Origin of the sequence: Enterobacter cloacae complex sp.6700776 (assembly GCF_048284255.1) — a bacterium.
Classification (GTDB): domain Bacteria; phylum Pseudomonadota; class Gammaproteobacteria; order Enterobacterales; family Enterobacteriaceae; genus Enterobacter; species Enterobacter intestinihominis.
The window spans coordinates 1-260 of sequence record NZ_JBLVYK010000336.1 but is presented as its reverse complement, the minus strand read 5'-3'; the positions used below and the strand labels follow the sequence as shown (position 1 = coordinate 260).

The window sequence follows — 260 nt, the reverse complement described above, 5'->3', positions numbered from 1 at the left end:
CAATGATACTATCCGAACAATAGCGCTGATAAATATTCCACAGGGAGGGCGAAATGATGCACAGGATTTCCCACTGGCTGAGCCGACACGCCGCCGCGCTGTTCTTCCCGGCGGCGTTAATTCTGTATGATTTTTCCGCTTATCTCACTACCGATCTGATCCAGCCGGGGATCCTGCACGTGGTGCGGGATTTCAATGCTGATGTGGCGCTGGCTCCGGCCTCGGTGAGCCTGTATATGGCCGGCGGCATGGCGCTACAG

General features: G+C 56.2%; 1 pseudogene. It reads left to right on the top strand.

Annotated elements, in window-relative coordinates:
• Window positions 1-53 precede the first annotated feature (53 nt).
• Window positions 54-260, top strand: a pseudogene (locus ACNQ0T_RS24525) (MFS transporter); the annotation flags it as partial.